This window comes from Agrobacterium leguminum (genome assembly GCF_015704895.1).
Classification (GTDB): Bacteria; Pseudomonadota; Alphaproteobacteria; order Rhizobiales; family Rhizobiaceae; genus Agrobacterium; species Agrobacterium leguminum.
On record NZ_JADQWB010000002.1, the window covers coordinates 1 to 25,201 of the forward strand.

The 25,201-nt window shown below is 61.0% G+C and carries 24 protein-coding genes; 5 read left to right on the top strand and 19 right to left on the bottom strand.

Going from position 1 to position 25,201, the window contains the following annotated elements:
* Nucleotides 1-114: 114 nt before the first annotated feature.
* The 12 genes from glyS to I3J13_RS03020 form a co-directional block, all read right to left on the bottom strand.
* A complete protein-coding gene (glyS, locus tag I3J13_RS02965; RefSeq protein ID WP_196377975.1) occupies nt 115-2,268 on the bottom strand; it encodes a glycine--tRNA ligase subunit beta in 2,154 nt (717 codons plus the stop codon).
* A 125-nt stretch (nt 2,269-2,393) separates the two neighbouring features.
* Nucleotides 2,394-4,331, bottom strand: a complete 1,938-nt coding sequence (locus tag I3J13_RS02970; RefSeq protein ID WP_196377976.1) for a DUF2207 family protein — start codon at nt 4,329-4,331, stop codon at nt 2,394-2,396.
* A 21-nt stretch (nt 4,332-4,352) separates the two neighbouring features.
* Nucleotides 4,353-5,630, bottom strand: a complete 1,278-nt coding sequence (gene aroA, locus I3J13_RS02975) for a 3-phosphoshikimate 1-carboxyvinyltransferase (RefSeq protein WP_196377977.1) — start codon at nt 5,628-5,630, stop codon at nt 4,353-4,355.
* Between the two features lie 87 nt (nt 5,631-5,717).
* Nucleotides 5,718-6,269 (bottom strand): LemA family protein, encoded by a 552-nt coding sequence (locus I3J13_RS02980; protein ID WP_196377978.1) that lies wholly within the window; start codon nt 6,267-6,269, stop codon nt 5,718-5,720.
* A gap of 119 nt (nt 6,270-6,388) precedes the next feature.
* Nucleotides 6,389-6,769, bottom strand: coding sequence for a hypothetical protein (locus I3J13_RS02985; RefSeq protein WP_236000807.1), 381 nt, complete (start codon nt 6,767-6,769; stop codon nt 6,389-6,391).
* Nucleotides 6,770-6,879: 110 nt separating this feature from the next.
* Complete coding sequence (locus tag I3J13_RS02990) at nt 6,880-7,842, bottom strand: glycine--tRNA ligase subunit alpha (RefSeq protein ID WP_020813609.1); 963 nt, start codon at nt 7,840-7,842, stop codon at nt 6,880-6,882.
* An 80-nt stretch (nt 7,843-7,922) separates the two neighbouring features.
* Complete coding sequence (locus tag I3J13_RS02995; protein WP_020813608.1) at nt 7,923-8,339, bottom strand: PIN domain-containing protein; 417 nt, start codon at nt 8,337-8,339, stop codon at nt 7,923-7,925.
* On the bottom strand, nt 8,336-8,566 hold the full coding sequence (locus I3J13_RS03000) for an AbrB/MazE/SpoVT family DNA-binding domain-containing protein (protein WP_020813607.1): 231 nt from the start codon (nt 8,564-8,566) through the stop codon (nt 8,336-8,338). The genes I3J13_RS02995 and I3J13_RS03000 overlap by 4 nt, the downstream gene beginning before the upstream one ends.
* 52 nt (nt 8,567-8,618) lie before the next feature.
* Nucleotides 8,619-8,813, bottom strand: coding sequence for an NfeD family protein (locus tag I3J13_RS03005; RefSeq protein WP_020813606.1), 195 nt, complete (start codon nt 8,811-8,813; stop codon nt 8,619-8,621).
* A gap of 20 nt (nt 8,814-8,833) precedes the next feature.
* Nucleotides 8,834-9,700 (bottom strand): S49 family peptidase, encoded by an 867-nt coding sequence (locus I3J13_RS03010; RefSeq protein WP_020813605.1) that lies wholly within the window; start codon nt 9,698-9,700, stop codon nt 8,834-8,836.
* A 91-nt stretch (nt 9,701-9,791) separates the two neighbouring features.
* Nucleotides 9,792-10,592, bottom strand: coding sequence for a methyltransferase (locus tag I3J13_RS03015; RefSeq protein ID WP_196377979.1), 801 nt, complete (start codon nt 10,590-10,592; stop codon nt 9,792-9,794).
* Between the two features lie 6 nt (nt 10,593-10,598).
* Entirely contained in the window at nt 10,599-10,829 is a 231-nt protein-coding gene (locus I3J13_RS03020) for a putative signal transducing protein (RefSeq protein WP_003503261.1), read from the bottom strand.
* A 111-nt stretch (nt 10,830-10,940) separates the two neighbouring features.
* Between I3J13_RS03020 and I3J13_RS03025 the strand changes: the two genes are divergently transcribed.
* The 4 genes from I3J13_RS03025 to moaB all read left to right on the top strand — a co-directional run bounded on the left by I3J13_RS03025 (nt 10,941) and on the right by moaB (nt 15,539).
* Nucleotides 10,941-11,957: a polyprenyl synthetase family protein gene (locus I3J13_RS03025; protein ID WP_196377980.1), complete on the top strand. Its 1,017-nt coding sequence runs from the start codon at nt 10,941-10,943 to the stop codon at nt 11,955-11,957.
* 189 nt (nt 11,958-12,146) lie between these two features.
* Nucleotides 12,147-13,994 carry a tetratricopeptide repeat protein gene (locus I3J13_RS03030; protein WP_078051500.1) on the top strand — a complete coding sequence of 616 codons (1,848 nt, stop codon included), beginning with the start codon at nt 12,147-12,149 and terminating at the stop codon, nt 13,992-13,994.
* Nucleotides 13,995-14,000: 6 nt separating this feature from the next.
* Nucleotides 14,001-14,885, top strand: a complete 885-nt coding sequence (locus I3J13_RS03035; protein ID WP_196377981.1) for a 4-(cytidine 5'-diphospho)-2-C-methyl-D-erythritol kinase — start codon at nt 14,001-14,003, stop codon at nt 14,883-14,885.
* A 108-nt stretch (nt 14,886-14,993) separates the two neighbouring features.
* The gene (gene moaB / locus I3J13_RS03040) at nt 14,994-15,539 is read left to right on the top strand and encodes a molybdenum cofactor biosynthesis protein B (RefSeq protein ID WP_137452348.1); all 546 of its coding nucleotides are present in this window, start codon (nt 14,994-14,996) and stop codon (nt 15,537-15,539) included.
* Between the two features lie 219 nt (nt 15,540-15,758).
* Here the strand turns inward: moaB and I3J13_RS03045 are convergent, their stop codons facing one another.
* From I3J13_RS03045 to I3J13_RS03065, 5 genes are all read right to left on the bottom strand, one after another.
* Entirely contained in the window at nt 15,759-16,634 is an 876-nt protein-coding gene (locus I3J13_RS03045) for a dienelactone hydrolase family protein (RefSeq protein WP_196377982.1), read from the bottom strand.
* A 118-nt stretch (nt 16,635-16,752) separates the two neighbouring features.
* Complete coding sequence (adhP, locus tag I3J13_RS03050) at nt 16,753-17,781, bottom strand: alcohol dehydrogenase AdhP (RefSeq protein ID WP_004440101.1); 1,029 nt, start codon at nt 17,779-17,781, stop codon at nt 16,753-16,755.
* Nucleotides 17,782-17,931: 150 nt separating this feature from the next.
* Nucleotides 17,932-18,333, bottom strand: coding sequence for an MAPEG family protein (locus tag I3J13_RS03055; protein ID WP_035263190.1), 402 nt, complete (start codon nt 18,331-18,333; stop codon nt 17,932-17,934).
* Between the two features lie 112 nt (nt 18,334-18,445).
* On the bottom strand, nt 18,446-19,951 hold the full coding sequence (gene guaB, locus I3J13_RS03060; protein WP_059760667.1) for an IMP dehydrogenase: 1,506 nt from the start codon (nt 19,949-19,951) through the stop codon (nt 18,446-18,448).
* 179 nt (nt 19,952-20,130) lie between these two features.
* Nucleotides 20,131-21,132 carry an MBL fold metallo-hydrolase gene (locus tag I3J13_RS03065; RefSeq protein WP_196377983.1) on the bottom strand — a complete coding sequence of 334 codons (1,002 nt, stop codon included), beginning with the start codon at nt 21,130-21,132 and terminating at the stop codon, nt 20,131-20,133.
* 192 nt (nt 21,133-21,324) lie between these two features.
* Between I3J13_RS03065 and I3J13_RS03070 the strand changes: the two genes are divergently transcribed.
* On the top strand, nt 21,325-22,722 hold the full coding sequence (locus I3J13_RS03070) for an MDR family MFS transporter (protein ID WP_035236057.1): 1,398 nt from the start codon (nt 21,325-21,327) through the stop codon (nt 22,720-22,722).
* Here the strand turns inward: I3J13_RS03070 and I3J13_RS03075 are convergent, their stop codons facing one another.
* A complete protein-coding gene (locus I3J13_RS03075; RefSeq protein WP_196377984.1) occupies nt 22,723-23,463 on the bottom strand; it encodes an RlmE family RNA methyltransferase in 741 nt (246 codons plus the stop codon). It lies immediately after the preceding gene.
* Nucleotides 23,460-25,088: a Ppx/GppA phosphatase family protein gene (locus tag I3J13_RS03080; RefSeq protein ID WP_196377985.1), complete on the bottom strand. Its 1,629-nt coding sequence runs from the start codon at nt 25,086-25,088 to the stop codon at nt 23,460-23,462. The genes I3J13_RS03075 and I3J13_RS03080 overlap by 4 nt, the downstream gene beginning before the upstream one ends.
* Nucleotides 25,089-25,201 lie beyond the last annotated feature (113 nt).

A 25,201-nucleotide genomic window follows, 5' to 3' on the forward strand; every position in this document is an offset into this window, starting at 1 on the left:
GAATGAAGCGACAAGAGGGCGTCTTGCCGATCTCCCCCCTTGAGGGGGAGATGCCCGGCAGGGCAGAGGGGGGTGAACCAAGAACGCTGACATACCTGGCCACCCCGAAACCCCTCACCCCGTAATCTTCGAGAAATCCGCAACCGTTCCGGTGGCTTCGCGAATAGCCTTCAGCAGCGCCAGACGGTTTGCACGGATGGCCGCATCCTCGTCATTAACGAGCACATCCTCAAAGAACTTGTCGACAGGAGCACGAAGTGTGGAGAGCGCCTGCATGGCGGAGCGGAAATCCTCGCCCGCAACAGCCTTCGCAGCGTCGGCAGAGGCGGTCTTGATCGCCGCATAAAGCGCCTTTTCGGCATCGAGCTTCAACAGCTCTTCCGAGACGCCATCGGCCACCACGGTCCCCTTCTTTTCCTCGGCAGCCAGAAGCTGGGTGGCGCGCTTGGCGCCTGCGAGAAGGTTGCGGCCATCCTCGCCGGTGATGAAGGCGGTGAGCGCCTCGACACGGCGGGCGATCATAAGCAGATCGTCGGATTCCGGCGTCAGGACAGCGTCGATCAGATCGTAACGCGCGCCGAGGTCGCGCAGATAGACTTTCAGGCGATCATGGAAGAAGGAGAGAAGGTCCGGGTCCTTTGCAACGCTCAGCAGCGGAAGCCGCACGTTCTTCTCAAGCAGAATGCGCACCACGCCCAGCGCCGCACGGCGCAGCGCGAAGGGATCCTTGGAGCCGGTCGGCTTCTCGTCGATGGCCCAGAAACCAACGAGTGTATCGAGCTTGTCGGCCAGAGCGACCGTGATCGCCACCTTGTCGGCCGGCAGGCGGTCGGAGGGACCCTGCGGCTTGTAATGGTCTTCGATGGCGGCGGCGACGCTTTCGTTTTCGCCCTGCAGCGTCGCATATTTGCGGCCCATCAAGCCCTGAAGCTCGGGGAATTCGCCGACGGCTTCGGTGCGCAGGTCGGCCTTGGCCAGCACCACGGCGCGGTCCACCAGATCGGCATCGGCGCCGACAACCGGAGCCAGCGCCTTGGCCAGTTCGCGAATACGGGCCACGCGCTCACCCTGCGTGCCGAGCTTGGCATGGAAGGTGACGTTCAGCGCATCGAGCTTCGCCATGCGCTGATCGAGCGGCTTCTTGAGATCGAGGCCGAATTTCGCAGCCGAATCTTTCAGCGTTTCGAGATCGGGCAGATCGCCCTGGTCGCGGTTCCAGAAGTGGCGGGCATCCGACAGGCGGGCGCGCACGACCTTGCCGTTGCCATGGATGATTTCCTTGCCGCCATCGCTCGCCTCGATGTTCGAGATCAGGATGAAGCGGTTGGAAAGACCTTCTTCCGCACCCTGATTGCGGGTGACGAAACACTTCTGGTTGGTCTTGATGGTGAGGCGAATGATTTCCGCAGGGATCTGCAGGTAATCTTCCTCGAAGGTGCCCATCAGCACCTGCGGCCATTCGACGAGGCCGGAGACTTCTTCCAGCAGGCCTTCATCTTCCACCAGTTCGAGACCGTTGGCGAAAGCGAGATCCTTGGCGTCGTGCAGGATGATATCCTTGCGGCGCTCGGCATCGAGAATGACCTTCGCCTTTTCGAGGCTCGAGACATAATCCTCGAAACGGCGCACGGTGATCGGGCCCGGCGCATGGAAACGATGGCCATAGGTGACGTTGCCGGCGACGATGCCGTCGATCACGAAAGGAATGACCTGGGTTTCGTCATGTTCGGGGCCGAACAGGCAGACGATGGATTGCAGCGGCCGCACCCAGCGCAGGCTTTCCGAGCCCTTGCCTTCGATGCCGGCATAGCTCGAACCCTTCGGCATGGAGGCCGGGCCGGAGCGCATGGATTTCGGCCAGGGGAAGGAACGGATGATGCCGGGCATCACCTCGGCGATGATCTCTTCCGCCGGACGGCCGGGCTTGTTGATGATGGCGATGTAGAAATCGCCCTTCTTCGGATCGGAAACGACCTGAGCCTCGGAAATATCGTTGAGGCCGGCGCCGCGCAGAAAGCCTTCGATGGCCTTTTCATTGGCGTCGGTGCGCGGGCCCTTCTTTTCTTCACGCACATCGGCGGAGCGGGCGTTGAGGCCGCGAATATCCAGCGTCAGGCGGCGCGGCGTCCAATATTCGCGCGCACCCTCATAGGTCAGCCCTCTCTCCACCAAGGCATCGGTGACGAGTTTCTTCAGATCGCCCGCCGCCTTGCGCTGCATGCGGGCAGGGATTTCCTCGGAGCGGAGTTCAAGCAGAAGATCGGGCATGGGATAAGGACTTTATCTTTGTATCTTTTGTCGGACGATGTATGCCGTGAAAAACGACAGGTCGGCTTAGCAAGCAACGCGGCAAAAGTCACCAAGGCATTCGGTTAAATTACCGCCGGCGGGCGTTACCAGCCGCCACCACCACCACCGCCGCCGCCGGAGCCGGAAAAACCGCCGCCGCCACCGCCCGAAAAGCTGGAGCCGGACGAGCTGACAGGCTGGGGAATGGTCGAGGCGATAGTGTTCGCCATGGAGGTGGAAAAGCCGCCGATCCTGTCGCCAAAGGTTCCGTAATTGCTGCCCGCATACCAGCCGGGCGCATAACTTGCAGCAGCGGCACCGGCGGCAGCCGTGGCAAGCCAGGCCTCGAAGGTGCGGCTCCACGGTTTTTCGACGCCAAGCGCCACGGCATAGGGTAGCAACGTCTCGAAATGCTGCGGCGACATGGCCGGCGCGCCGGCCATGTTCATCCGGTCCTTTTCCGCCAGCGTCAGATAGGTTCGGAGCCCTTCGATGCCATCCATCAGCTTGCGGCCGAGCGGCGTCGGCGCGCCCATCAGGAACAGGAACAGCGCGTTGGTCAGCACGATGCCACCAATGGCGGCCAGCGCCAGCGACTTGGTGTCATGCGTCACATCCAGCAGGATTTGCGTGGCGATGCCGCCAATGGCGGAAAAGGCCACGAAACCGGCAAAGGCCAGCATGACGATGCCGCCGATACGCTTGCGCAACGGCGCGCCGCGCGAGAATTGGCGGCCGATGCCGATCGACAGGATGCTGAAGAAGAAGGCGAAAAAGCCGAAGACGAGGACGGCGGCAATGGCGCTTTCATCCAGATCGCCGAAGATCAACGTCGCGACGATGAGGGCGATGCTGAGGAAGATGCCGAAGACGGTGTAACCGGCATTGCTGCGGTAATATTTGCCGCGATGTTCTTTTTCTATCGCCGCGCGGAACTGTTTTCCAACTTTTTCCACCTCCGCCCCATGGGCCTTGTCGATAGTCAGCGTCTCGCCCGAGCCGCCGATGGAGGAAAGCAGCGTCTTCTGGCCGGTCGGCAGATCGGCGGCGGTTGCCTTTTCGGTGCGACGAATTACGATCGAATTCTTCAGGTCTTCCAGAACGACATAACCCTTCACCGCAAGATCAAGGGCCGAGGCAGAGAGCGCCGTCCAGCCGGCACCGGAAAAGCCCCTGTTATCGACGTAATTGACCAGAGCTGGAGAAAGCCCCTCCGGCGCATCCCAGCGCGGCACGACCACGCCCTTCGCCGGATCGCGGCCGACGGCGAACCAGGCGCGCAGGTAATAGAGCAGCACGGCGAAAAGCCCGCCGCCCGAAAGCAGAATGGCGAGATTATCCCGCAGCCACCAGCCCGCCTCCTGCGAGGTGTCCGGTGCGGCAATCGCGCCCTTGGGCAGCTTGACGGCGACCGTCATGCCCTCGCCCACCGTGAAGGGGCGGGTGGAGGCGAAGAATACCTCGTTACCTTCGTTCAGAATGCGCGCATCCTTGCCCTTCGCACCCAGAGGACCGGTGAAGACGGCCGTATCCGTGGCCCTGACGCCCTGCGGCAGAGTGATGGTGGCGGAAATCTCGCCCATGGGGAATTGCCAGCCATTGCCGGTGACATTCCAGGTCAGCTCGTCATAATCGCTGAAATAGCGGATCTGCCGGGCGGTGGTGTAGGTGATCTGGAAGATATGCTCGCCGGTCGGCAGAAAGCGGTCGGCGCTGCCGGTATAGATGCGGATGCCGCCATCGATAGTTTCGGTGCGCCAGTTTTCCGGCGCGCCATCGCGCTCCACCGAAACGACGTTGAAATCCACCTTGGTGCGGCGGTTATTCGCATCCAGCGCATAAAGCGGGAAATCGCGGAAGATGCCGCGTTTGATGTTCTGGCCTTCGGCCCGGGCGGTGATGGTTTCCGTCACCGTCAGCTTGCCATCCGCCGCAACCTCGACGACGGAATGGTAGGAGCGGATGAATTCCTCCGCAAAGGCCGGGAAGGCCGCGCCCAGGAAGACGAACAGCGCGAGAAGTCTTGCGGCGATGGTCTTCACGGGCGGTCCCTCCTCAATGGCTCAGTGCTGCGGCTCGGCAGCGCTTTCCTTTTCGGTGTAGTCGACGCCCAGCGAGGCGAGCGCTTTCCAGTAACCGGGATAGGTCTTGCCGACGCAGGCCGGATTCTGGATGGCAATGCCGCCGATCTTCAGCGCCGCCAGCGCAAAGCTCATGGCGATGCGGTGGTCGGCAAAAGTGTCGATGGAGGCCTTGACCGTCTGGCCCGAAAGAGCCGGATCGGCATGTACGATCAGGTCGTCGCCCTCCTCATGCGCCAGACCGTCACGGATTTCGTTGAGGCCGAGCGAGACGGCGCGGATACGGTCGCATTCCTTGACGCGCAGATTGGCGATGCCGACGAAACGCACCGGCGTCTCGTTGAAGGCGGCCAGAACCGCGATGGTCGGAATGGCGTCCTGCATCTGCGAACCGTCGATTTCGGCGGGCAGGTGCGGAAACTTGGCCATGACGTCGTAGGCCTTGGCGTCCGGCTGGGTGAACTTATCGGCGGGCGTGCCGATATCGATTGCGCCGCCGGTCAGAAGCTCTGCACCCCAGAGATAGGTGGCGGCGGAGGCATCCGGCTCGATGTGGAAATCGGTGGCCGTATAACCCGTCGGATGCACGCGCCAGATCGCGTTGCTGACCCGCTCCACCTTAGCGCCGAAGGCTTCCATGGCTGATGTGGTGAGGTCGATATAGCCCTTGGCGCCGATTTCCTCACCCTTGAGGACGATATCGACAGGCTTGTCGCCGCAGGCGGCCGCCATCAAAAGTGCCGACACATATTGGCTGGAGAGGTTGGCATCGATGGTGACGCTGCCCTTCGGGAACCCTGTGCCCTTGCCGCAGACGGTGACGGGCGGGCAGCCGGTCGGCGCTTCCGCCTCGACACCGAGGGAGCGCAGGGCCTCCACCAGCGGCATGATCGGGCGTTTGCGCATGTGCTCGTCGCCATCGATGATGACGGCGCCATCCACAAGCGCGGCAGCCGCAGTGAGGAAGCGTGTGGCGGTGCCTGCATTGCCGAGGAAAAGCGGCTTTTCCGGCTGCTGCAATACACCCGTGCCTTCCACCACAAAGGTGGTGGCATCAGGCTCGGTGACCTTGACGCCCATCTCGCGCAGGGCTTCGGCCATATAAAGCGTGTCGTCGCTTTTCAGTGCGCCGGTCAGGCGGCTTTTGCCCTTGGCAAGACCGGCCAGGAGAAGCGCACGATTGGTGATGGATTTGGAGCCGGGCGGCTCGACCTTGCCGGAAAGCGGATGGCCGGGCGGGGTGATGGTCAGTTCGATCATGATTATCGTCTTGTCAAAGAATGCGGCGCGGGGCCGGATTATCGGAATTTGAACGGGAGGTCTTAAGCCGCCGGGGGAACAGTGCGCTTAGAATTTCACGGTCGGCACGGCGCGGTCGGCCGGGTTCTCGATCTCGAAATAGGGCGCCTTGGCAAAGCCGAACTGGCCTGCAACCAGATTGGAGGGGAAGCTTTCCACCTTGACGTTGAGATCGCGGGCGGCGCCATTGTAATAACGGCGCGACATCTGCATTTCGCCTTCGATGGTCTCCAGCGAACGCTGCAATTCCAGAAAGTTCGTATTGGCCTTGAGATCGGGATAGGCTTCGGCAAGCGCGAAGAGTTTACCGAGCGCCTGCGACAGCAGCCCTTCCGCCTGGGCGCGGCCCTCGACATCGCCTGCCGGCACGGCCTGCGCCCGGTTACGCATGGCGATCACCTCCTCGAAGGTGCTCTTTTCATGCGCCGCGTAACCCTTCACGGTCTCGATGAGGTTGGGGATGAGATCGGCGCGGCGCTTCAGCTGCACGTCGATGCCCGACCACGCCTCTTCCTTCATCTGCCGCGCCTTGACGAGGCCGTTATAGATGAAAACGACATAAAGCGCGATTGCCGCGATGATTGCCAGCGTGATGAACATGAATTGCGATTCCCAGCTTCGTTGCGCGCACGATAGCCGCTCATCGCCGCAAAGTCATGGGGCTTCGCTCATTCTGTCCGTTTTTGCCGAGAGGATAAAACCGCGACCAGTGCTGCGCGTCATTTATTGTAGACGGTGCAGTATAATCGCAGACCGGATGTTTTCCTTACAAAAACGGTGTGTGAGGCAAGCCTGTAGCCGCGTTCGGCCCAATAGTCCTTGTTCTCACCCAGATGATTCCAGCCGTCTATTCTCCAGTCGAGCATTTTCGAGTTTTGCGTGTAGTGCATGCGGACAAGCGCGCTACCGACATCGAGCGTCCGTTGGCCGCTGTCCTTGCAATCCATGCGGGTGACGATCATTCCGAAACTACGCAGCTTGTCTGCTCGGCGAAAGGCATCATTGCCGCTCATCCATTCAGTCGTTTCGGCAGCCGCAGCGTTGCCGAGGAAACATGCAAGCATCAATACAGGCAAAAAAACTAAGCTTCTAATATTCATAATCAAATCCATCACGATGTTTCACATAACCAATCAACACAAAATAAAAGGCCGTCAAGAACGGCCTTTCAAATTCATTAGAAGCTTCGGCTTGAATCTGCCTTCAAAAATCAGGCGGCCCTGTTCCAGTTCAGCCCGCCCGCATCCGTCAGCAGGAAGGCTTCGCCGCAGGCTTTCGCCAGCGTGCGCACGCGCAGGATATAGCTCTGGCGTTCCGTGACCGAAATTACGCCGCGTGCATCCAGAAGGTTGAAGACGTGGCTGGCCTTGATGCACTGGTCATAGGCCGGGAACACGCATTTGTGCAGGCGCTGATTGTCATTATCACCGGGCGCACCGGCGGCGAGAAGCGCCTGGCATTCCTTTTCGGCGTCGATGAAATGGCGATGCAGCATGGCGGTGTCGGCGAATTCGAAGTTATGGCGGGAATATTCCTGCTCGGCCTGCAGGAAAACGTCGCCATAGGAAATCTTCTCTTCGCCCTCGCGTCCGTTGAAGTTCAGGTCATAGACATTGTCGACGCCCTGAACATACATGGCGAGACGCTCCAGACCATAGGTCAACTCGCCAGCGACCGGCGAGCACTCGATGCCGCAAACCTGCTGGAAATAGGTGAACTGCGACACTTCCATGCCGTCGCACCAGCATTCCCAGCCGAGACCCCAGGCGCCGAGCGTCGGGCTTTCCCAGTCGTCTTCGACGAAACGCACGTCATGCAGCAGCGGATCGAGGCCGATCGCCTTCAGCGAACCGAGATAGAGTTCCTGCAGGTTGGAAGGGTTGGGCTTCAGAATGACCTGATACTGATAATAATGCTGCAGGCGGTTGGGGTTTTCACCGTAACGGCCGTCGGACGGGCGGCGCGAGGGCTGCACATAGGCCGCCTTCCATGGCTTGGGACCAAGCGCGCGCAGCGTCGTCGCCGGATGAAACGTGCCCGCGCCCACTTCCATATCGTAGGGCTGCAGCACCGCGCAGCCCTTGTCGGCCCAGTAATTATGCAGCGTCAGGATCAGCGCCTGAAAGGAACGCTTCGGGTTCATATGGTCGGGAACATCGGTCATTGCAGTCATCGCGGCGTTAGGAGGACAAGTAAGCATTGACTTACTTCGGATGCGGACTGGTGCCACGGCATGGCGTGAGGGTCAAGGTTTTATGCGTGGAGACGGGCAGTGAACGGGTTGACGATCTTCATTCGCCCGTCAACGGTAAGACCGTCATGCATGTCTTCCGAGAGGAATACGGTGCTTTCAGCCTCCAGGGCTGCTGCTACCATCAATGCATCATAGAAGGCGAAGTTATATTTATCGACAAGATCGACGGCGCTCGCATTTAACTGCACATCGAGTTCAACGACTGTCACAGCCATTCGACGGAGACCATCCAGCGATCTGCGGATTTCGCCCCATTTTTGAGGCCACTTCCGCCGGACTACACTGGCAAATTCATTGAATGCCTGAACGCTCGTCACATAAGGTTTCGAAACGATCTCTTGGGCCTTGGATGACCGTTCGTCATCCAGAAAGGCATAGATAAAGATATTCGTATCGAGAAAGGGCAAATGGCTCAACGCTCATTTGCCTCTTCGCGGTCGAATTTCCACCCGGGCGGGAGCTGCCAACGCTGAGCGCGAATATACGACAGTATCTTTTCGCGCTCTTCCTGCGAAATAGAAGCAGACGGTTCCTGTGTCGGCACAGAAACATCCACCTCGTCGCCCTCCTTTATGTGCAAGGCTTCCGCGACATCCGCCGGAATGCGGACCGCAAGACTATCGCCCCATTTCGTGACACGCATGACGGTCTCCTTACTCGAAAGCGACTATAGCAAATTCTGCGTTACAGAAAAATTATGTCTCATCCTCGCGCTTCACGCGGTATTCGCCGGTTTCCGGGTCCTTGATCAGCGTGCCGATGGCGCCGGTCTCGCGTTCCTTCTCGCGCTGTTTCGATTTCGCCGAGAGCTTTTCCGCATCGCGGACAAAGCGGCGGTATAGGATGACGGATCCCACCACCAGAAGAAGAATTGTAATGAGCTGCGCCATAAGGCTTTATTCCCGAGACATCATAGACCGAAACGCGACCACAATGCCTTTTCTTCGGCGACCTCCGCAAGCCCCGATACCGCACCGGCGGCCAGCCTTTCGGCATTCACGTCCAGAGCAGCATTGACGCCCGGCACCTTTTTGCCGAACAAAGTGCGCCCGCCGCTGACGAGCTGGAGCTTGACCTTCTCGCCGTAACGGCGGCGCAGAACCTCGCGCATGTCGCCCAGCCCGTCGATCAGGCCGAGGTCGAGGCCGCGCATGCCGGTCCAGAACAGGCCGGAGAAGATCGCCTCGTCACCCTTCAGTTTCGAGCCGCGGCGCATCTTGACCATATCAATGAAAACATTGTGGATTTCGACCTGAAGCGACTTCAGGTAATCGATATCGCCTTCCTTTTCCGGCTGGAAAGGATCGAGGATGACCTTGTTCTCGCCGGCCGTATAGACACGGCGCTCCACGCCGATCTTCTTCAGCATTTCCGGAAAACCGAAACCGCCGGAAACGACGCCGATCGAACCGACGATGGAAGTGGGATCGGCGATGATCTCGTCGCCGGCAAGCGCGATCATGTAGCCGCCGGAAGCTGCAACGTCCTCCACGAAGATCAGGACTTTCTTTTCCTTTTCCTCGGCGAGCTGGCGGATGCGGTTATAGATCATCCGCGCCTGCACCGGCGAACCGCCGGGCGAGTTGAGCGAAATGGCGACGGCCGGGGCATCCTTGACGGCGAAGGCCTTTTCCAGAAGCGGCGCATAGGAGGCGAGATTGAGGGCGGGGCGGAACTGGTTGCCGCCGGCCATGATCGCGCCGTGCATGCGCACCACCGGGATGACGAGCTCTTTTTTACGAAAGCGTTTCGGCACCAGATACTTCAGAAAACCCACAACTCAATCCTCGCAGCATTTATCCGTTCGTCAGGGATGTATGTATCGCCCCGGAAAACACAATGGTTTGCGGCCGGCGGAACGGCGATATTTATGACGCGGGCCGGATTGCCCTTACATTACGCGAATAGGCGGCGCGGCCATTGTTCAGGTCATCCACGAATGGGGTGAAGGCATGGCTGCCGGTCTCATGCATGATGAGCGGCGCGCGGAACGACAGCCGCGCCCGCGAACCCTTGATGGCGGTGACGAGCATGCGCACCGCATCCTCGCCAGGGCGCGGATGAATGAGGGTGATTTCGAGACCGCCGAAACGGCTGCCGCAGGCGGCGATGATCTCCGCCACCGATTGCGGCCTTGAAATCAGGGAAAGCTGCCCGCCCGGCACCATGATTGCGCCTGCGGTCCTGATCCAGTCTTCGAACAGGCCATCGGTCATGGCATGCGCTTCGGCCTTCAGGGCATCCGGCGTGCGACGGTCGCCCGCATCGTTATAGGGCGGGTTCATGATGACATGGTGGAAGTAATCATCGGGCAACCCCGCTTCGGCGCGTGCTTTCGCCCGTAGGGTCACATCGGCTTCACGCACGCTGACGCGGGCAGAAAAAGCGGCATTCTCAGGCAGTTCGAGGCTGCGGCGGGCAAATTTCGCCATTTCCGGCGAGCGTTCGTACAGCGTCACCTCGGCCTTTTCGAGCCGCGCGGCAACCGCCATGCCCGCAGCTCCCGCGCCCGCGCCGAGATCGGCTATCCGGCAGGCACGCTCATCTGCCACCAATGACGCCAGAAGCATGGCGTCCATGCCGGCCCGGTGTCCCCTGCCCTTCGGCTGGAGGATGTGAAACCGGCCCCGGTGAAAGGCATCGATCGTTTCGGAAATCCCGTCGCCCACCGCCGTTCAAGCCTCTTCGTTGCGCAACTCGTCGCCGAGTCCGGCATCGATGAGAATGCGGCGAGCCTGATCGGCCCGATCTTCCTCCACCAGAAACCTTCGCGGCAAAAGACCGAGCGATCCTTCCAGAATGCTCATCGCCTGATCGGCGATGAGGCAATGGATGCCGGCATCCTTCATCAGGCTTTCGGCGAAGGAGAGCAGCACGGCATCGTTGGTACGGATCAGTTCACGCATGGATAGACCTTAAATTCCCATCTTTTTGAATGGCTAGCGGCAATTCGCCCCTTGCCGCGCAAGGCGTCAGTTTTTATTGTCGAATTCAAATTCGAACTGGAGTCCTGTCCCTTGGGCGTCGTCATACCGCTTGAAGAAAGCAAAAACAAACTCGCATCCGTCAAGCCGCTTGTCGACCTGACCCGCCCCGACATGGAACGGGTGAACCAGCTTATCCTTTCCAAGGCCGGTTCCGATGTCCAGATGATACCCGAGGTGGCCAACCACCTCATCTCTTCCGGCGGCAAGCGCCTGCGGCCGATGCTGACGCTCGCCTCCGCCTCGATGTTCGGTTACGAGGGCGACAACCATATCAAGCTCGCCACCAGCGTCGAATTCATGCACACGGCAACGCTTCTGCATGACGATGTGGTGGATGAAAGCGATCTGCGCCGCGGCAAATCCACCGCCCGCACCATCTGGGGCAACCAGGCGAGCGTTCTCGTCGGCGACTTCCTGCTCGGCCAGGCGTTCCGCATGATGGTGGACGTCGGCTCTCTCGATGCGCTCGACGTGCTGTCCACCGCCGCCTCGGTGATCGCCGAGGGCGAGGTGCTGCAGCTTTCGGTCGCCAAGAACATGGAAACGACGGAAGACGATTATCTGCAGGTGATTCGCGCCAAGACGGCCGCCCTTTTCGCGGCGGCGGCGGAAGTCGGCCCCATCGTCGCCAAGACCAACAAGGCGACCCGCAGCGCGCTGAAATCCTACGGCATGAATCTCGGCCTTGCCTTCCAGCTGGTCGACGATGTGCTGGACTACGGCGGCAAGTCCGCCGATCTCGGCAAGAATACCGGCGACGATTTCCGCGAAGGCAAGATCACGCTGCCGGTCATCCTCTCCTATCGTCGCGGCACGCAGGATGAGCGCGCCTTCTGGCGCAACGCCATCGAAAAGGGTGAAAGCAGCGACGAGAACCTTGAAAAGGCGCTGGGCCTGATCACCAAATACAACGGTCTTGGCGATACGATCGGCCGTGCCACGCACTACGGCACCATCGCCCGCGATGCGCTCGCACCGCTGCCGCAGAGCCCCTGGAAAGATGCGCTTCTGGAAGTGATCGACTTCTGCATCGAGCGTCTGAACTGACGCCGCAGGCCGGGCGAAAGGCGGATGGAAAAGACCATCCGCCCAGGGTTCCGGGCCAGCTTCTCCGCAAGGTGTGATTGTGGCCGGGGCCATAATTTCTTGCGGCGTTGCTTCAAAAAAGCCATTCTATCGTGACCAACAATGGAAACTGATTTTTCCGTGCTTCTGCACAAAGGCAAAGGTTCCCTCATGCGGCGTAAACCAGCACTCCGTCTTCTCTGCAGCGCGGCTCTTGCCGCTGCTCTCGCAATCGGCGCGGGTGCAAGCCCCGGCTTTGCGGAGACGAAGGCGACACCGGAAGACAAGGCCGTCACGTTCGATCCCGGCAAGGTGAACACCTTCTCCGGCGCCTTTCTCGCCGGGCGCAATGCCGATGTCGATCAGGATTATCCCACCGCGATTTCGCTTTACAAAAAGGCGCTGGAATTCGATCCCGCCAATACGGAAATCCGCCAGCGGCTGATGATCGCCGAACTTCTGAGCGGCAATTTCGAGGCCGGCGCCAAGATCGCCGATTCGATGAAGGACGATACCTCGGTGGAGCGCGTGACGACCATCGTGCGCGGTCTCGACGCCATCAAGGACAAGGAATTCGCCAAGGCCGAGAAGATCCTGAAATATACCGGCCCGAACGATCTCGACCGCATGGTCAACACGCTTTTGACGGCATGGGCGCGTGCCGGCTCCGGCAAGCCGAAGGAAGCGCTGGCGCTGGTCAACAATATGAAGGGCCCGGGCTGGATTTCGATCTTCCAGAAATACAATGCGGCGGCCATCGCCCTTGTTTCCGGCAATAACGAGGCTGCCCGCAAGAGCCTGAACGAAGCGGTGACGGACCGCGAAGGCGGGGCAACCGCCTCCGATACCTATATGCGCGCGGTGATGGCGCTTGCCCGGCTGGAGGCTTCCGCCGGCAACAAGCAGAAGGCGCTGGATGCGATTGCAGTCGGAGACACTTTCGCACCGAATTACGCGCCGCTGAAGGCGCTTCGGCAATCCATCGAAAACGGTGAAAAGCCGGAACAGCAGATCACCAATGCCGTGGAGGGTGCCGCCAGCGTCATGTTCTCCATCGCCGGCGCGCTGAACCGCGAAGGCGCCGAAGAGATCGTGACGCTTTATCTGCAGACGTCGCGCGCGCTCGATCCGAAGAGCCCGGATACGCTCATCCTTCTCGGCGGCCTCTCCGAAGCGCTGAAACAGCCTGACCGCGCCATTGCCTTCTATCGCGAAGTGCCGAAGGATTCGCCGATGTATCGCATCTCCGAGCTACAGCTCGGACTGACGCTTGCGCAGACCGGCAAGGTGGATGAAGCGCGCAAGCATCTCAAATCCCTGCTCGAATCCGATCCGAAGGACATTCGTTCCTATCTCGCCTATGGCAGCGTGCTTTCGGACGCCAAGGACTACAAGGCCATGGCCGAGAACTACGACAAGGCCATCGAGGTCATCGGCTCCGTGCCGCAGAAATCCGACTGGTCCGTCTTCTTCCAGCGCGGCATCGCCTATGAGCGGCTGAAGGAATGGGACAAGGCCGAACCGAATTTCAAGCGGGCGCTGGAGCTGAACCCGGAACAGCCGCAGGTTCTGAACTATCTGGGTTATTCCTGGGTGGACAAGGGCATCAATCTCGATGAAGGCATGAAGATGATCAGCCGCGCTGTCGAGCTTCGGCCGAATGACGGCTATATCGTCGATTCGCTCGGCTGGGCGCATTATCGCCTCGGCGCTTTCGATGAAGCCGTGACCGAGCTGGAGCGGGCGATCGAACTGAAAGCCGGCGATCCGACCATCAACGACCATCTGGGCGACGCCTATTGGCGGGTCGGCCGCAAGATCGAGGCGGTCTATCAGTGGAACCGCGCATTGATCGGCGACAGCGACGACGTGGACAAGGCCAAGGTGAAGGAAAAGATCGCCAACGGCCTGCCGCCGGTGGAAAAGGATGCCGAAAATACCGCCAAGAAGGAAGTCGCGCCGGTGCCGCCGGCTCCTCCGGCACCGGCACCGGCTGCCACTCCGGACAAGAAATCCTGACGCCGCATGCGCGGGCATGAGGTTTCCGGGGCCACCGAGACCATCGAGGCGGCCCCGGCCAAGATCAATCTGGCGCTGCATGTGACCGGCCAGCGAGCGGATGGGTATCACCTGCTCGAAACGCTGGTGACCTTTACCGAAGCCGGCGACACGATCCGTATTCGCGACGCCGATGCCGACAGTTTCTCCATCTCAGGCCCTTTCGGCAATCTTTTGCGCGCGGGCGATGGCGGCGATAACCTCGTCACCCGCACCAGGGACCTGTTGCGCGATGCGCTCACATCGACAGGTCAACCGGCACCCCCGGTCGCCATTCATCTTGAAAAGAACCTGCCGGTGGCTTCCGGTATCGGCGGCGGCTCGGCGGATGCGGCGGCGACGCTGCGGGGGCTTTTGCGACACTGGCGTGCCGGGATCGCACCGGATACGCTTGCATCCACGGCGCTCACGCTCGGGGCGGATGTGCCGATGTGCCTTGAGAGCCGATCCCTGATCGCGCGCGGCATCGGCGAGGACATCGAACCGCTCACCGATCTGCCGGAACTGGCGATGGTTCTGGCCAATCCGCTGAAGGCCGTCTCGACGCCGGAGATTTTCCGGCGATTGCAGAACAAGACCAATCCGCCCCTGCCCGCCTCTGCGACAATCGGCTGGATGGATTTTCTCGCCCAAAGCCGTAACGATCTGCAACCGCCGGCTCAGGCGCTTCTGCCGGAGATCGGGGAAATCATTGGGTTGCTGTCGCAGGAGGGGGCTGCGCTTGTGCGCATGTCCGGTTCAGGGGCAACCTGTTTCGGGATTTTTCATTCCCTTGAAGCGGCCAGGAAAGCGGAAACATCGCTTCGGAAGAAGCGCCCCGGCTGGTATTTTCAGGCGACGCGGACCATTTGAGGATTAGAGCGGCGGGCCCGCCGCTCCCAGTTTTGTTTGAGCATCGGATTTTCCGAAAACCGCAATACACTTTTCGGTCCGATGCTCCCGGCATTCGAGGATAAGGCCATGGCAGGCGAAAGACCCTTCATTCCCCTTGGCATTGCGGTTTTGACCGTTTCGGACAGCCGCACACTGGAGAACGACAAATCCGGCGATACGCTCGTCGCAAGGCTGGAGGAAGCGGGCCACAGGCTCGCGGCCCGCGCCATCGTGCCCGATGACAAAGCAGCGATTGCCGGCACGGTGCGCGACTGGACGCTCGCTGAAGGCGTGGATGTGGTGATCACCACCGGCGGCACCGGTTTTACCGGCCGCGACGTGACGCCGGAAGCGCTGGAGCCGCTGTTCGAAAAGCGCATGGATGGGTTTTCCGCCCTCTTCCACCGCATCTCCTATGACAAAATCGGCACCGCCACCATCCAGTCACGCGCGACCGGCGGCGTGGCGAACGCAACCTTCATCTTCGTGCTGCCCGGCTCGCCGGGTGCGTGCAAGGATGCGTGGGACGGCATTCTGAAAGCCCAGCTCGATTATCGCCACCTGCCCTGCAATTTCGTGGAGATCATGCCGAGGCTCGACGAGCATTTGAAGCGCGGGGCTGGGGGCGTTTAGATCAGCGGACCAGAGGTGCGTGGGGCTTCACCCCCCTCTGCCCTGCCGGGCATCTCCCCCTCAAGGGGGGAGATCGGCAAGAGGCCCTCTTGTCGCTTCATTCTCAATCTTCAAGATGGACGAGACATCGCCGCAGATCGATCTCCCCCCTTGAGGGGCAGAGGGGGGTGAAGCCCCACGCACCTCCGGTTTGCAGACAATGCCCGCCCAAAACCCCCATCACGCCAGATACTTCTTGAAAAACTCCGTCGTCCGGCCCCAGGCGAGATCGGCAGCCGCCTTGTCGTAGCGCGCCGAGGACGTGTCATTGTTGAAAGCGTGGTTGACGCCGTCATAGACGAAGATTTCAAAGGTCTTGCCGTTTTCCTCCAGCGCCTTCTTATAGGCGTCGATGCCGGCATTGATGCGCTCATCGAGGCCCGCATAGTGCAAAAGCAGCGGCGCCTTGATGGCCGGTACATCGGCCGCCGGGGCCTGCTGGCCGTAATAGGCGACGCCGGCATTCAAACCTGCCGATTTGGTGGCGAAACGGTTGACCAGCCCGCCGCCCCAGCAGAAACCGACTGCACCGACCTTGCCATTTGCCCCCTGCCGCGCCGCAAGCCATACCCGGCCCGCTTCGGCATTGGCGACGGTCGCATCCATGTCGAGACCGCTGAACATCTGCCGCGCCTTCTCCTCATCGGCGGGCGTGCCGCCCTGCGGTGAGAGGAAATCGACGGCAAGCGCCCTGAAACCGGGGAGCGCCACCCGTCTTGCCACGTCGCGAATATGGTCGTTCAGACCACGGTTTTCGTGGATGACGATGACGGAGCCGATGGGGCCGGAAACGGATTTCGGCGTAACGAGGTAACCCTTCATCTCACCGCCGGGGGCGGGATAGGTCACTTCCTCGACGACGATCCTGTCGTCATCGGCCGCGATGACCGCCGCACGGGCGCTGTTGGCCGAAAGAAGCGGGGCGATGGCCGCCGCCGCAGCGCCCGACCCGGCCAGCACGGTGAGTTTTTCCATGAATTTGCGGCGATCGAGGCTGAGATGGGTATATTCATCGTAAGCGTCGATCATGGCCTGCGTGATCTTGGGCTTGTCCATCGCTCTATCCTCCTTGAACGCACGGATGCGGAAGGATAGCGCAGATCGCCCCGCGGGGAACGAGGCGGGGGCAAGCGGCGTCACACATTTGCGTGAGCGCCGCCAGCCAGTTTTCACATCAGGCGGCGAGGTCCACGACGATACGGCCGTCGATCTTGCCTTCTTCCATGCGGTGGAAAATATCGTTGATGTTTTCGAGCTTGTCCCAGGAGAAGTGGGCCGCCACCTTGCCTTCGCCGGCGAAGGTCAGCGCTTCCTCCAGATCCTGTCGCGTGCCGACGATGGAGCCGCGCACCGTGATGCGCTTCAGCACCGTGTCGAACACCGGAATGGAGATGAAGCCCGGCGGCAGGCCGACAAGCGCCATGGTGCCCTTGGAGCGCAGGAAACCGTAAGCCTGCTCCATGGCCTTGGGCGACACCGCCGTCACCAGCGCGCCGTGGACACCGCCGGTCGCCTTCTGCACCTGCTCCACCGCGTCAGGCGCGCGACCATTGACGACGACATCGGCTCCGAGTTTTTTCGCAAGCGCCAGCTTGTCGTCAAAAATATCGGCGGCAACGACATGCATGCCCATGGCCTTGGCATATTGCACGGCCATGTGACCAAGCCCGCCAATGCCTGAAATGACCACCCACTCACCGGGCCTGACTTCGGTTTCCTTGAGGCCCTTATAGACGGTGACGCCGGCGCAGAGCACCGGTGCGGCCGGGCCGAAATCGAGATTATCCGGCAGGCGGCCAACGAATTTCGGATCGGCGAGGCCGTATTCGGCAAAGCTGCCATTGACGGAATAGCCGGAATTCTTCTGGCTCGGGCAAAGCGTTTCCCAGCCCGTGCGGCACGGAATGCAGCAGCCGCAGGCGGTGTAGAGCCACGGCGTGCCGGCGCGATCGCCTTCCTTGATGCCGGTGACGCCTGCGCCAATCTTGGCGACATAACCGACGCCTTCATGGCCGGGGATGAAGGGCGGGTTGGGTTTGACCGGCCAATCACCCGTTGCGGCGTGCAGGTCCGTGTGGCAAATGCCCGTCGCCTTGTAGTTGATGAGAATTTCACCGGGGCCGGGATCCGGTATCGCCACTTCCTCGATGGTCAGCGGTTTTCCAAACGCGCGGACGACGGCTGCCTTCATTGTCTTAGCCATGACATACTCCCTAATCTCTGCTCGCCTGAAATCCTCGACGGCGAGGCAGAGATTAACGGGGATGGGGCGTCATGGAATTGACCCATCGCAAATCGGAGCATTTTGCAAGGCGGGATTGTCTCACTTATGAGGCAACCTCACGGTGCTGATTTACTCCAGCGCCAACCATATGGCGAGCCATGCCCACAGGCAGACGACCAGCGCAAAGCCGATGCCGAACAATGCGCCACGCTGACGCAGGCGGTTGCTGGTGACGTGGACATAGGAATGGGCATAACGCGAGAGCACGAACAGCCATGCCAGAACGACGGTGACGATATTGTCCGCATCCGTGATGTAGAGCAGCAGGCAGGCGATGTGAAACAGCACCGGCAGTTCGAACTGATTGGCGATGTTGCGGTTCACCAGATGGCTTTCGCGCGCCTCCTCGCCCCGGTCGCGCAGCTTGATCGCCGATTCGCGATCCTTGAAGGTGTACTTGTTGCGCCGAACGATCAGAAGCCCGTAAAGCCAGAAGACCAGAAAGACATGGGCGATCATCGGCCAGAACATTGCGGTCGTGGGTGACATGCTTTCTTCTCCAATCATGAAAACGCTCCCCGATCCGGCATGAATCGGGGAGCGCCAAATACTCAGTATCCTTTTACGGATTCGCCTCGAAAGATCAAACCGCGCCGGGGTAGTTCGGGCTTTCGCGGGTGATCGTCACGTCATGGGCGTGGCTTTCGCGCAGGCCCGCGCTGGAGATGCGAACGAAGGTGGCGCGCTCCTGGAATTCCTTGATGTTGCCGCCGCCGACATAACCCATGGCGGCCTTCAGGCCACCTGCCAGCTGGTGCAGGACGCCGGAGACCGGACCCTTATAGGGAACCTGACCTTCGATGCCTTCCGGAACGAGCTTCAGCGTGTCGCGCACTTCCGCCTGGAAATAACGGTCTGCCGAGCCGCGCGCCATGGCGCCAACGGAACCCATGCCGCGATAGGCCTTGAAGGAACGGCCCTGGTAGAGGAACACTTCGCCCGGGCTTTCATCCGTGCCGGCCAGCAGCGAGCCGATCATGACGGCGGAAGCGCCGGCGGCGATTGCCTTGGCCAGATCGCCCGAGAACTTGATGCCGCCATCGGCGATGACGGGGATATCAGCCGCATTGGCGACTTCAACCGACGACATGATGGCCGCAAGCTGCGGAACGCCGACGCCGGCGACGATGCGGGTGGTGCAGATGGAGCCGGGGCCGATACCGACCTTGACGCCATCGGCGCCGGCATCGATCAGCGCCTTGGTGCCGTCGGCGGTGGCGACATTGCCGGCGATGATGCGAACCGAGTTCGACATCTTCTTGACCTGCGAAACGGCATCCAGCACGCGCTGCGAATGGCCATGCGCGGTATCGACGACCAGAAGGTCGACACCGGCATCGATGAGGCGCTCGGCGCGCTCGATGGCGTCAGCACCGACGCTGATGGCGGCAGCGGCGCGAAGGCGGCCCTGCGCATCCTTGGTGGCGTTGGGGTTCAGCTGCGACTTCTCGATATCCTTGACGGTGATCAGGCCGACGCAATTGCCCTTGGCGTCCACAACCAGCAGCTTTTCGATGCGGTGCTTGTGCAGCAGGCGGCGCGCTTCCTGCTGATCGACGCTGCTTTCCTTGACCGTGACCAGGTTTTCGCGGGTCATCAGTTCGTAGATCTTCTGCTGCGGATCGGAGGCGAAGCGCACGTCGCGATTGGTCAGAATGCCAACGAGACGGCCGTTCTTGTGGCCGCCGGAACCGCCGTTTTCCACGACCGGAATACCGGAAATGCCATGCGCCTTCATCAGCGCCTGTGCTTCAGCGAGCGTTGCATCCGGGCCGATGGTGACCGGGTTGACGACCATGCCGCTTTCGAACTTCTTCACCTGCCGCACTTCTTCGGCCTGCTCGATGGGGGTCAGGTTGCGGTGGATGACGCCGATGCCGCCGGCCTGGGCCATGGCGATGGCGAGGCGGCCTTCGGTAACCGTATCCATGGCGGAAGAGAGGATCGGCAGGTTGAGATCGATATCGCGGGCGATGCGGGTGGCGATATTCGTCTGTCCCGGCATGACTTCGGAATGTCCGGGTTGCAGCAACACATCGTCAAATGTGAGAGCGTCCAAACCAGTGGGTGTTTGAATGATGCGTGCCATGACCAAATTCCTTCATACTGAAAATGCGTGGCCGTTCCGGAACGAAAAGTTCACCCCGGCGCCCTGCAAGGATTGCTTGGAAGTTGGCGAGGGCTGGTAACACGTTCATGACAGGAAGGGAATAGAAAAAACCCGGAATCGGCTTCCGGGCTTTTTCTGTTGCTGCATTGCAGCAGATATCAGATGTCGAACTGATAGGATTTCGGCACGAAACGATAGCCGGTATCCAGCTTTTCCGCGTAACCGACCGCCGGGAAAGGCATGTGATACCCAAGGAAAGGCAAACGGTCGGTGGCGATCATGTCATAGACCTTCTTGCGGGTCGCGGCGGCTGCCGCCTTGTCCATGTCGAACTTCACCTCCCAGTCTGGCTTCTGCAGGGAAAGGACGAAATGGTTGGCCGTATCCGCCGTCAGGATGAGTTGTTTGCCTTCCGATTCGACAAGGAAGATCATGTGACCCGGCGAATGACCGAAGGCTGCCACGCCGGTGATCCCGGATACGACACTGGCGCCGTCGCCAATGAAGGTCGCCTTTTCCGCCAGCGGCTTGACGTTCGTGAGAACGCCCTTGTGACCGCCTTCCGCAGGCGTGCCAATGCGTTTCTCATCCGTCCAGAAATCATATTCCGCCTGGCCGAACACGTAGCGCGCCTTGGAAAAAGCCGGATCGCCCTTTTCCATCAGCCCACCGATATGGTCGCCATGCATGTGGGTCAGCACCACCACGGTCACATCTTCCGGCGTATAACCGGCGGCCGCCATGCCTTCGATCAACCGGCCATTGCCCGCACCGCGCCCGGCTTCGCCGAAACCGGTATCGAACAGCACGAGATCCGTGCCGGTATTGACGAGGACCGGCGAGAAGGAATTGACGAATTGCTCCTTCGGCAGAAAATTGTCTTCCAGCAATTTTCCGACCGTCTCCGCCGACTGGTCGGTGCCGAAGGTCTCGCCGGGATTGGGGGCCGCGCGCGCGCCATCCTTCACCACCAGCACTTCGAAATTGCCGAGCTTGAAGCGATTGGTTTCAGGCGGCATCGCGTGTTCTATCTCCATGGAGGTTTGCGGCTGGTTGGTCTGGGCCGTTGCCGTGCGCGCCATCAACAGCGGCGCACCGAGAACGCTTGCGCCCGCCGCACCGATGAGGCCGCGTCTGCTCATGCTCAAGGATTGGGTCATCATCTTTCTCCCGATATCGCCAACTGAACCATGCCAACGGACAATAGAGCGATAAAGTTGCAAGAAAACCGGCCTCACGCAGGTTTGATCGGAACTTGAGAAATTGATAATTAACGTGTTGGCAAGCCCGCTTATCAGGCGTAGGAGGAACGGCGATATCCTTTGTCGCAGCGGAAAGCCGCAGGCAGCCTCATGAACCGCATCATTCCCCTCATCCTGGCAGTCGCTCTCTTCATGGAGCAGATGGACTCCACCGTCATCGCCACCTCGCTGCCGGCAATTGCCGCCGACCTTCATGTCGGCCCGATCACGCTCAAGCTCGCATTGACGGCCTATATGGTGGCGCTGGCGATCTTCATTCCGATCAGCGGCTGGATGGCCGACAAATACGGCGCGAAGAAAATCTTCCGTTTCGCCATCGGCGTCTTCGTGGTGGGGTCGATCTGCTGCGCGGTGTCGTCCTCGGTGTTCGAATTCGTGCTTTCGCGTTTCCTGCAGGGCATGGGCGGGGCGATGATGACGCCCGTTGGCCGCCTCGTGCTTTTGCGCACGACCAAGCGCAGCGAACTCGTCTCCGCAATGGCGCTGCTGACAATTCCGGGGCTGGTGGGACCGCTGACCGGCCCGCCTATCGGCGGCTTCATCACCACCTATTTTTCATGGCACTGGATTTTCCTGATCAATGTGCCGATCGGCGTCATCGGCATCTGGCTCTCGACAATCTTCCTGCCCGAAATCGAAACCACCAACCCGCCGCCGATGGATGGCAAGGGCTTCGTGCTGTCAGGCATCGCCGCCTCCGGCGTGGTGTTCGGCCTCTCCGTCGTCAGCCTGCCGGCGCTGCCGCCGGCCATCGGCATCGCCTCGACGATCATCGGTTTCATCTGCGGTTTTCTTTATCTGCGCCACGCCGCGCGCCACCCTGCCCCCATTCTGGATTTTCGCATTTTCCAGAACGCGACCTTCCGGGCGGCTTCCGTCGGCGGCACCGTTTTCCGCATTTCCACGGGCGCCATACCCTTCCTGATGCCGCTGATGCTGCAGATCGGTTTCGGGCTTAATCCGTTCCAGTCGGGCATGATCACCTTTGCCGGCGCAATCGGCGCGATCACCACGAAATTCATGGCCAAGCGAGTGTTTGCGGCAACCGGATTCCGCTCGACACTGATCGGGGCCGGCATCGTCGGCGCCTGCACCACGCTCGCCAACAGCTTCTTCACCCCGGAAACGCCCTATCCGCTGATCATGATCTTCCTTGTGACAGCGGGATTTGCCCGGTCCTTCTTCTTCACCGGATCGAACGCGCTCAGCTATTCCGATATCGAGGACAGTCAGGCCAGCCAGGCGACCTCGATGGCGTCGGTGCTGCAGCAGATCAGCCTGGCGCTGGGCGTGGCTTTCGCCGCCTCCATTCTGGAAGTCAGCAGCATGATGTCGGGCACGCATCTGCAGCTCGCCGATTTCCACATCGCCTTCACCATCGTGGCGCTGGTATCGCTGTTCGCCATCGTGCCGATCATCCGCATGGACGGCAATGCCGGGGCGGCCGTCTCCGGCCACCGCGGCAAGGTCTCACAACCGGCGGAGTGATCAGTCTTCGGAAGCCTCTTCGGCTTCGGATACGTCGGTCGGCTCGTTCTTGCGGCCCTTGAAGTGCTTGGCAAGCAGGAACATTTCCACCGATTCCGAACGTGAGGACGCCGGCTTGATGTGGAGAACCTGCTTGAAGTTCTTCTTCAGCATATCCAGCAATGCCTTTTCCGTGCCGCCCTGGAAGGTCTTGGCAAGGAAGTGACCGCCTTCCGCCAGCACCTGAACGGCGAAATCGGCCGCGACTTCGCACAGATGCATGGTGCGGATATGGTCGGTCTTCTGGTGACCGGTGGTGGGCGCGGCCATGTCCGACAGCACCAGATCGGGCGTGCCGCCAACGGCCTCCATCAGCTTTTCCGGCGCGCTCGGATCGAGGAAGTCGAGCTGCAGAATTTTCACACCGGGAATGGGATCGATCTCGAGGAAATCGATAGCCGCGACGCGGATATCGTCCTCGGTGGAATCCGTCACCTTGGAAGCGATCTGCGACCAGCTGCCGGGCGCGGCGCCAAGATCGATGATGCGGCGCGCGCCTTTGAGGATCTGGTGCTTGTCGTTGATTTCCAGAAGCTTGAAGGCGGCGCGGGCGCGATAGCCTTCAAGCCTGGCGCGCTGCACATAGGGGTCGTTGATATGACGTTCCAGCCAGCGGCGCGACGAGGCCTTGAGCTTGGTCTTCTTGACCTTCTGGCCGATCTTGCGGCCGGTGCGGTTGTTGCTTGTCGGCGCCTTGCTCATGTCAAACCTTCCGTCCTGTCCTGCCGTGTCATCTGCATGCGCCTAATGCGGTTGCGCCGCCATGCGCCGTCATCCGCCATCATATCCGTCAAAAGGCCTTCGCGCAGGCCGCGATCCGCCACGCGCATGCGGCGTGCCGGCCAGCGGCGGCGAATGGCCTCGAGAATGGCGCAGCCGGCCAGAACCAGATCGGCCCTGTCAGGCCCGATGCAGGCATTGGCGGCGCGGCCCGCGAAATCCCAGGCCAGAAGCTTGTCCTGCATCGCCGTCACCTCGGCATCGGAAAGCCAGAGGCCATCCACCTTGCGGCGATCGTATCGTGGCAGATCGAGATGGACGCCGGCAAGCGTCGTGACCGTGCCGGAGGTTCCGATCAGGTGAAAATCCTCGTGATGGGTCTGCGGCGCGAGAGGCGGGCAATGGAAGGCATCGAGCAGCCCTTCGACTTCCCGCACCATGGCGGCGAAGACATCCGGCGTCACATCGCGCCCGCCATGGCGTTCCGAAAGCGTGACGACACCGACCGGCAACGAGGTCCAGTGTGTGATGTGGTTGGCGAGCCGGTTCGAGCGGTTTTCCCCGACCTTGATGACGGCGATTTCCGACGATCCGCCACCGATATCGAACAGCACCACCGAACGCGCCTCGCGCCCGACGAGAGAGGCGCAGCCAGACACCGCAAGGCGGGCTTCCGTCTCGCGGCTGATGATTTCGAGCTTCAGGCCCGTTTCCCGCGTCACACGCGCCAGAAATTCCTCGCCATTCGACGCAGCGCGGCAGGCCTCGGTGGCGATGAGCCGCATGCGCCTGATCGGGCGACCGGAGAGTTTCGCGGAGCAGACTTTCAGCGCCTCGACAGCTCGATCCATGGCGTCGTCGGAAAGCCGGCCGCTCGACACCAGCCCTTCGCCCAGCCGAACGATGCGCGAAAAGGCATCGACGACCCGGAACTGGCCGGGCCGCGTCGGCTGCGCGATCAGAAGCCGGCAATTATTGGTGCCGAGATCGAGCGCGGCATACATATCCGCCGGCGGCTCTTGGCCATGCTCATGCTGGCGGCCTGCGTGGCGAGCGGATATTTCAGATTGCCGGTGCGGTTCCTGCCCGGCCCCATTGGCGCGGCCATTCTGCTTGCCGACGTGTTTCGGCGCATGGGTGGGAACCAGCGGACGGCCCTGTGGATCGCGGCTGCGCGGATCGCGGTGACCACGCTTGCGGTGGCGCGACTTTCGCCCTGCGCCCGGCGGCACGGAGGATGGATTGGCAGCATCTGTTGCGGCTGGAGCCTGCGTCTGCGCGCTGGAAACTGGGGCAGCCTGCTGAGACGCACCCTTGCCGCGAGAGCGCCTGCGGCGCTTTCTCTTGCGCGGCTCGGCATCCGGCTCGAGAGCCGATACATAGGAGGAACCGGCCGGAACATCCGCGGCAACATCATGCGACAGCACAGCAGCGTCACGGGGCTGACCGTCACGCTTGTGTTTCTTGCCACGACGGGATCGCTTCGCTTTCCCTTTGTTCGCCACCGACGCCCCTTGTTCCGACGGCTTTGGGCCGTTTCCGGGGTCGATCACTGTCTTGTCCATTTCGCCGCGCACAAGCGTAGACGCTATGCTGCTGGCTTTCATAAGGTTTCGTTGGGCGGACAATACCAGCGCAAGCGATTTTAGCCAAATGGTTTTTGCCGGGCGGCGTGTGGCAAAGGCTCACACATCACCAAGGTTGCGTGACGCTCGCGCCG

Excerpts from the sequence above, each read along its gene's own strand:
- glyS (WP_196377975.1), bottom strand. The coding sequence starts at position 2,268 with ATGCCCGATCTTCTGCTTGAACTCCGCTCCGAGGAAATCCCTGCCCGC.
- aroA (WP_196377977.1), bottom strand. The coding sequence starts at position 5,630 with ATGATCGAACTGACCATCACCCCGCCCGGCCATCCGCTTTCCGGCAAG.
- I3J13_RS02980 (WP_196377978.1), bottom strand. The coding sequence starts at position 6,269 with ATGTTCATCACGCTGGCAATCATCGCGGCAATCGCGCTTTATGTCGTT.
- I3J13_RS02985 (WP_236000807.1), bottom strand. The coding sequence starts at position 6,769 with ATGAATATTAGAAGCTTAGTTTTTTTGCCTGTATTGATGCTTGCATGT.
- I3J13_RS02990 (WP_020813609.1), bottom strand. The coding sequence starts at position 7,842 with ATGACTGCAATGACCGATGTTCCCGACCATATGAACCCGAAGCGTTCC.
- I3J13_RS03000 (WP_020813607.1), bottom strand. The coding sequence starts at position 8,566 with ATGCGTGTCACGAAATGGGGCGATAGTCTTGCGGTCCGCATTCCGGCG.
- I3J13_RS03005 (WP_020813606.1), bottom strand. The coding sequence starts at position 8,813 with ATGGCGCAGCTCATTACAATTCTTCTTCTGGTGGTGGGATCCGTCATC.
- I3J13_RS03020 (WP_003503261.1), bottom strand. The coding sequence starts at position 10,829 with ATGCGTGAACTGATCCGTACCAACGATGCCGTGCTGCTCTCCTTCGCC.
- I3J13_RS03030 (WP_078051500.1), top strand. The coding sequence starts at position 12,147 with ATGCGGCGTAAACCAGCACTCCGTCTTCTCTGCAGCGCGGCTCTTGCC.
- I3J13_RS03035 (WP_196377981.1), top strand. The coding sequence starts at position 14,001 with ATGCGCGGGCATGAGGTTTCCGGGGCCACCGAGACCATCGAGGCGGCC.
- moaB (WP_137452348.1), top strand. The coding sequence starts at position 14,994 with ATGGCAGGCGAAAGACCCTTCATTCCCCTTGGCATTGCGGTTTTGACC.
- I3J13_RS03045 (WP_196377982.1), bottom strand. The coding sequence starts at position 16,634 with ATGGACAAGCCCAAGATCACGCAGGCCATGATCGACGCTTACGATGAA.
- adhP (WP_004440101.1), bottom strand. The coding sequence starts at position 17,781 with ATGGCTAAGACAATGAAGGCAGCCGTCGTCCGCGCGTTTGGAAAACCG.
- I3J13_RS03055 (WP_035263190.1), bottom strand. The coding sequence starts at position 18,333 with ATGTTCTGGCCGATGATCGCCCATGTCTTTCTGGTCTTCTGGCTTTAC.
- guaB (WP_059760667.1), bottom strand. The coding sequence starts at position 19,951 with ATGGCACGCATCATTCAAACACCCACTGGTTTGGACGCTCTCACATTT.
- I3J13_RS03065 (WP_196377983.1), bottom strand. The coding sequence starts at position 21,132 with ATGACCCAATCCTTGAGCATGAGCAGACGCGGCCTCATCGGTGCGGCG.
- I3J13_RS03070 (WP_035236057.1), top strand. The coding sequence starts at position 21,325 with ATGAACCGCATCATTCCCCTCATCCTGGCAGTCGCTCTCTTCATGGAG.
- I3J13_RS03075 (WP_196377984.1), bottom strand. The coding sequence starts at position 23,463 with ATGAGCAAGGCGCCGACAAGCAACAACCGCACCGGCCGCAAGATCGGC.
- I3J13_RS03080 (WP_196377985.1), bottom strand. The coding sequence starts at position 25,088 with ATGAAAGCCAGCAGCATAGCGTCTACGCTTGTGCGCGGCGAAATGGAC.